We start from the raw sequence: 6154 nt of genomic DNA, 5'->3' as shown, positions 1-6154 counted from the left end.
CCCCTTCTAAACAACACCACGCCGGACGCAGCGGGGCGGGGTACGGGCACGGCTTCGCCGTGTCGCGGTGCGGCAGCGCCCCGACGGGGCGCGGGGAACTGCGCGACCGGCCACCGACGGCCTGCAGCCGACGCACCACCCCAGGGGTCCGGGGCGCAGCCCCGAGCACCTCGACTGCGGGAGCGTCGTGGCTGGTCGCGCCCACGCGGCGGAGCCGCAAATCGAAACAGCCCCGCGCCCCCTTCGGGGCGCGCCCTACCGGCGGCGCGGCTTCCCGCGCTTGGCGCCGCTGCGCGCGCCCTTGCCGGCCGGCTTGCCGCCGGACTTGGCCGCGGGCTTGGCGCCGGTGGGCTTGCGTCGTGCGCCGCCGGTGGCCGCGGGCTTGCGTTCCGGTTCCTCGGTGGTGCGGCGGCCCCGGGTGCTGTTGACGGTGCGGCCGCGGACGATCCCGATGAAGTCCTCCACCAGGTCCGTGGTCCGCTCCTCGGGCCACGACAGGGCGACGCTCGACTGGGGCACGTCCGCGACCGGCCGGTACGTGAGGTCCTTGCGGTGGTGCAGGCGGGCGAGCGACTGCGGGACGAGGAGCAGGCCCACCCCGGCGGCCACCAGTTCGATGGCGTCCGCCGTCGTCGCGGGCCGCTCGAAGGCGGGCTTCCCGGGCGGGTGCTCCCAGTCGAGGGTGTCGTCGAGGGGGTGGAAGAGGATCTCGTCGGCCAGGTCCTCGGCGGACACCTCCTCGACCGCCGCGATGACGTGGTCCTTCGGGACCACCACGACCGTCGTCTCGGTGTAGAGCGGGATCGCGCTGAAGTACGTGCGGTCGACCGGCAGGCGTACGAGGCCGGCGTCCGCGTCGCCGCGGCGCAGCACGTCGGGCGCCTCGGCGGCGGGCGTCTGGACGAGGTCCATGCGGGTGCCGGGCAGCCGCTCCTGCCAGATCCGCACCCATTTGGCGGGGGTCACGCCCGGGACGTACGCGAGCCGGAACGAGGGAGTTGCTTGTGCTTCCGAGCCTGTCACCTGGCCAGATTACCGGGCGTGGTCGGAAGCGGCGCACGCGATCGATATCCTTGACCCCATGACGTCGCACCAGAACGCCCAGACCATGAAGCCCGCGACCGCGGCCAAGAAGCTGGGTGTGTACCTCGAAGCCACCCCCGCCGAGTTCCGGGAGGGCGTGGTCTCGCGCGGCGAGCTCAACGCGCTGCAGGCCGACCCGCCCGCGTGGCTGCAGGAGCTGCGGCGCAACGGCCCGCACCCGCGCCCGGTGGTCGCGGCCAAGCTGGGCATCTCCATCTCGGGTCTCGCGCGCGGCGGGGTCAGCGAGGCGCTCACCACCGAGCAGATCGAGGCGCTGAAGGCGGAGTCCCCCGAGTGGCTGCAGAAGGAGCGCGCCACCCAGGCGGAGGTGCGCAAGGAAGCGGTGCGCATCAAGGAGAAGCACAAGCAGCAGGATGCGGAGCAGGGCGGGAAGCCGCAGCAGGCGCGTTCCTGAAGCCTTTCCTTAACCCTTCCTGAGCTCTTCCGCCTGCCACCGCATCACGGGTGGCAGGCGCGCCACGCGCGTGACGGATGCCGGAAAAGTGTAGATATGCAGGCATGCCCTGGTACGTACACCGGCACTGTCCGCAGGCACCGGCATGAGCGAGGATCCCGGCCGGCGTCCACCGCGCTGGCTGCCGAGCGCGTGGAGCGTGGCGAACCAGGCGTTCGCCCTCCATGCCGCGGTGGTGCTGTTCCTGGTCGCCGCCGTGGCGGTGGAGTGGGTGTACATCGCGCGGGACGACGCCCTGCACGAGGCCCGCGACCGGTCCCTGTCCGTGGCCGAGGGGTTCGCCAACGGCCCTGGGATCGCGGCGGTGTTGCGCTCGTCCGACCCGACGGCGCTGCTGCAGCCGCGGGCCGAGACGGCCCGCACGCGGTCGGACGTCGACTTCGTCATCGCGATGAACACCGACGGGATCCGCTACACCTCTCCCGATCCGCAGCTCATCGGCAAGAAGTTCATCGGGACGATCGCTCCCGCCCTGCAGGGGCGCTCGTTCACCGAGACGATCGACACGTCGCACGGGCCGAAGGTGCAGGCCGTGGTCCCGGTGACGGACACCGGCAACACCGTGGTCGGCCTGGTCTCCGCCGGTGAGGCGGTCCACGGGCTGAGCGGCCACGTCAGCCGGAGACTCCCGTTCCTCTTCGGTGCCGCGGCCGTCGCGCTGGCGGTGGCCGTGGGCGGGAACGCGCTGATCAGCCGGCGGCTGCGGCGCCAGACCCACGGGCTGGGGCCCGCGGAGCTGGCGCGCATGTACGAGCACCTGAAGCTGCTCTACGACGCCAGCACCGCCGTGGGCACCACCCTGGACGTCCGGCGCACCGCGCAGGAGCTGGCGCACGTGGCGGTGCCCGCGTTCGCCGACACCGTCACCGTCGATCTGGCCGAACCGGTCGTCGAGGGCGGCGAGCCGGAGCCGCAGAACGGGTCGCGGCTGCTGCGCGTGGCCAGGGGCGGCCTCGACGACGACCGTTCGCCGGCCCCCGAGGGGGAGACCGTCGCGTTCGCCCCCGCCGCTCCGCAGAGCCGGGCCCTGCGCGACGGGCAGGCCTGCCTGCTGTCGGCGCCGCAGGCGGACGGGCCGTTGATCGCGGCTCCGCTCGCCGCACGCGGCGCCATGCTGGGCGTGGTCTCCTTCCTGCGGTCGCGCACGGCGCAGCCCTTCGCCGCCGACGACCTGTCCGCCGCCGGTGAGCTGTGTTCCCGGGCGGCGGTGAGCATCGACAACGCCCGCCGCTACACCCGCGAGCACACCATGGCCGTCACGCTGCAGCGCAGCCTGCTGCCCGGGGTGCTGCCCGAGCACGGCGGCGTCGAGGTCGCCTCCGGCTATCTGCCCGCGCTGGGCGGCGTGGGCGGTGACTGGTTCGATGTCATCCCGCTGCCCGGCCTGCGCGTGGCCCTGGTAGTGGGCGACGTCGTGGGACGCGGGCTGCACGCCGCGGCCACGATGGGGCGGCTGCGCACGGCCGTGCACAACTTCTCCGCCCTCGACGTGCCGCCGGACGAGCTCCTGGCCCACCTGGACGAGCTGGTGACCCGCATCGACGAGGGCACACAGACCGACGGGGGCACCCCGGTCACCGGGGCCACCTGCCTGTACGCCGTCTACGACCCGACCTGCGGCCGCTGCACCCTGGCCCGCGCCGGGCACCCGCCGCCGGCCGTCCTGCACCCGGACGGCCGCGTCGAGTTCCCCGACGTCCCCGTGGGCCCGCCGCTGGGCGTGGGCGGCCTGCCCTTCGAAGCGGCCGAGCTCGACCTGCCCGAGGGCAGCCGGCTGGTGCTCTACACCGACGGGCTGGTCAGGGGCACCGACCAGGACCTCTCCGCCGGCCTGCACGCCCTGGGCGACACCCTCGCCTCCCGCGCCGGGCGGACCCCGCAGGAGACCTGCGACGCGGTGCTCCGCGCGCTCGCCCCCGAGCGGCCCCGCGACGACGTCGCCCTGCTCGTGGCACGCACCCGCCTGATGGAACCCGACCGCATCGCCGCCTGGGACGTGCCCGCCGACCCCGCCGCCGTCGCCCGGGTGCGCAACGCCGCCGCACACGAACTGGCCGAATGGGGGCTCGAGGAACTGTCCTTCACCACCGAACTGATCCTCAGCGAACTGATCACCAACGCCGTCCGCTACGCCGCCGCCCCGATCCGGCTGCGCATGCTGCGCGGCCACAGCCTCGTCTGCGAGGTCTCCGACGCCAGCAGCACCGCCCCGCACCTGCGCTACGCGGCGACCACGGACGAGGGCGGGCGCGGACTGTTCCTCGTCGCCCAGCTCGCCGACCGCTGGGGCACCCGCTACACCGCCACCGGCAAGATCATCTGGAGCGAGCAGGCACTTCCGGACACCGGCCCCGGCACCGCCTGATCACCGCGTTCCCGGGGCACGGCAGGGCCGTTCCGCCATCGCCGCCTCGACGAACGCGCGCAGGAGCGGGTGGCGGCTGCTGGGCGAGTGGACGATGTGGACGGGGATCGGGGGCGCGTCGTCGATCGGCAGGAAGCGGATCCACGAGTGCGGGCTGCGGCGCACGGCGCTGTCGGGCACGACGCCCACCCCGCGTCCGGCGGCGACGAGTTCGAGCCACTCGTCGAAGTTGCCGCAGGTGACCACGTCGTCGGGGGCCTGGTCGTCCGCCCAGTCCACCGGGGTGGTGGTGCCGCTGACCGTGTTCACCACGAGCGGCCAGTCGCGGAACTCGTCCCAGCCCAGGCGGTCCCGCCCGGCGAGCGGGGAGGAGGTGGAGACGGCGGCGACACGGCGCTCCTCGAGGAAGGGCACGGATATCGCACTCCCGCCCGGCGGGGCACCGCGGATCACGGCGACGTCCACCTCGCCCAGATCGACGGCCGCTGCGGGGTTGTCGTGGCGCACCGGCTCGACGGTGCCGCGGGTGGCGTTCTCGAAGCGGACGACGGCCCGTTGCGTCCAGGGATCGGGCAGCAGCCAGGCGAAGCCGAGCCGGATCGTGCCGCTGTCGCGGATGGCGTTGAGCGTGCTGTCGAGTGCGGGGAGCAGCCGTCCGAGCCGGTCCTGCGCGTAGTGGCCGGCCGGGGTGAGCGCGACGCGGCGCGACGTGCGGTGGACGAGCCGGGTGCCCAGTGCCGCCTCCAGCCGCTGGACGGAGCGGGACAACGAGGGCTGGGTCACACGGAGTTCACTTGCGGCCCGGCTGAAGGAAAGGTGCCGGGCGACGGCCAGAAATGCACGTAAGTGCCTGAGTTCGACATCCATGCGTCCACAGCATAGATGCGCTGGAGAAGGCATTTCCGCCTGGATTGTTCGCATGCTTCACTCAATTCCCGTAGACGCCTTGACCACGGGGGTGTTGGCCACGTGCTGACTGACCAGTCCGACCGGACCGACGGAACAATCGCGGAGAAACAGCCGGCGCAGCGGAAATTACGGGGAACGGAACGCAGAGTCGTCCTGCAAGGCGCTCTGGCCATGGCCGTCGCCATGGGAGTGGGGCGGTTCGTGTTCACTCCCATCCTTCCGATGATGGAACATCAGGAACATGTCACGGCATCGGACGGCGCATCGATTGCCACAGCCAACTACCTTGGATATCTGCTCGGCGCACTCGCCGCCGGATTCGTGCCGCCGCTGATTCGCTCCCGCGCCGTCCTGCCCGTATGCCTGGCAATACTGGTGGGCACGCTGGCCGCCATGCCGCTGACCACCTCCCTGCCCCTGTGGGTGGCGCTGCGCTTTCTCGCCGGGGCCGCCAGCGCCCTCGTCTTCGTGAGCACCGCACGCAGCGCCCAGGCGGGGCTGCGCCACCGGCCCCGGCTGATCGGCTGGGTGTACGGGGGTGTCGGACTGGGCATCGCCGTCACGGGCCTGGCCGTCCTGCTGATCCACCAGTCCGGCACCTGGCGGCAGGCGTGGTGGGTGGCCGCGGCCCTCTCCGCGGTGACCGCCCTGTTCATCGCCCGCGCCCCCGCGGAGGAGGCCGCCCCCGCCACGGCGCAGGCCGCACCCCCGCAGCGGCCCGCCCGCGGGCCGCTCGCCTGGATCTCCGCCAGCTACTTCCTGGAGGGCGTGGGCTACATCGTCGCCGCCACCTTCCTCGTGGCCGCCCTGTCCGCCGACGGGTCGCCGTCCTGGCTGGGCACCGGCGCCTGGGTGATCGTGGGCCTGGCCGCCTTCCCCTCGTGCGTGCTGTGGATGGCGCTGAGCCTGCGCGTCCCGCGCACCGTGCTGCTCACCGTCGCCCTGCTGGTCCAGGCGGTGGCGGTGGCGCTGCCGTCCGTCCTGGGCGGCACGGGTGCGGCCGTCGTCTCGGCCGTCGGCTTCGGCGGCACGTTCATGGCCATCACCCAGCTCTCGCTCGTCACCGGCACCGCCCTGGGCACGCCGCGCACCGTCGCCCTCCTCACCGCCGGGTACGGGCTGGGGCAGGTGGCGGGGCCGCTGGCCGTCCAGCCCGTCCTCTCCCACGGCTACCGGCCGGCCCTGGCCATCAGCGGCGGAGTGCTGCTGGCCGCCGCCGTGTGTGCCGCACCGCTCATGCGCCGCACGGCGGACCCGGCCCGCGCCTGACCGCGACACGCTTCCGACGCTCCGTCACCATCCCTGCGACCCAGGAGACTTCT

Annotated in this window: 5 protein-coding genes; 3 read left to right on the top strand and 2 right to left on the bottom strand. The window is 73.4% G+C overall.

The genetic code is table 11. The features are described 5' to 3' along the window. Positions 1-255: 255 nt before the first annotated feature. Entirely contained in the window at positions 256-1023 is a 768-nt protein-coding gene (locus tag ACWD4B_RS27820) for a LysR family transcriptional regulator substrate-binding protein (RefSeq protein WP_451423330.1), read from the bottom strand. 58 nt (positions 1024-1081) lie between these two features. On the opposite strand from ACWD4B_RS27820, the gene ACWD4B_RS27815 reads away from it, so the two are divergent. Further along, the gene (locus ACWD4B_RS27815) at positions 1082-1498 is read left to right on the top strand and encodes a DUF5997 family protein (protein WP_451423329.1); all 417 of its coding nucleotides are present in this window, start codon (positions 1082-1084) and stop codon (positions 1496-1498) included. 145 nt (positions 1499-1643) lie between these two features. Then, entirely contained in the window at positions 1644-3923 is a 2280-nt protein-coding gene (locus tag ACWD4B_RS27810) for a SpoIIE family protein phosphatase (protein WP_451423328.1), read from the top strand. Here the strand turns inward: ACWD4B_RS27810 and ACWD4B_RS27805 are convergent, their stop codons facing one another. Further along, positions 3924-4790, bottom strand: a complete 867-nt coding sequence (locus ACWD4B_RS27805; protein WP_451423327.1) for a LysR family transcriptional regulator — start codon at positions 4788-4790, stop codon at positions 3924-3926. A gap of 15 nt (positions 4791-4805) precedes the next feature. Here ACWD4B_RS27805 and ACWD4B_RS27800 point away from each other — a divergent pair, with 15 nt between their 5' ends. Further along, on the top strand, positions 4806-6101 hold the full coding sequence (locus ACWD4B_RS27800; protein WP_451423326.1) for a YbfB/YjiJ family MFS transporter: 1296 nt from the start codon (positions 4806-4808) through the stop codon (positions 6099-6101). The last annotated feature ends 53 nt before the right edge of the window (positions 6102-6154 follow it).

It is taken from the genome of Streptomyces sp. NPDC002536, from assembly GCF_053594995.1.
The sequence above is the reverse complement of the archived record's forward strand: the minus strand, read 5'-3'. Positions and strand labels throughout refer to the sequence as shown.

Excerpts from the sequence above, each read along its gene's own strand:
- ACWD4B_RS27815 (WP_451423329.1), top strand. The coding sequence starts at position 1,082 with ATGACGTCGCACCAGAACGCCCAGACCATGAAGCCCGCGACCGCGGCC.
- ACWD4B_RS27810 (WP_451423328.1), top strand. The coding sequence starts at position 1,644 with ATGAGCGAGGATCCCGGCCGGCGTCCACCGCGCTGGCTGCCGAGCGCG.
- ACWD4B_RS27805 (WP_451423327.1), bottom strand. The coding sequence starts at position 4,790 with ATGGATGTCGAACTCAGGCACTTACGTGCATTTCTGGCCGTCGCCCGG.
- ACWD4B_RS27800 (WP_451423326.1), top strand. The coding sequence starts at position 4,806 with ATGCGCTGGAGAAGGCATTTCCGCCTGGATTGTTCGCATGCTTCACTC.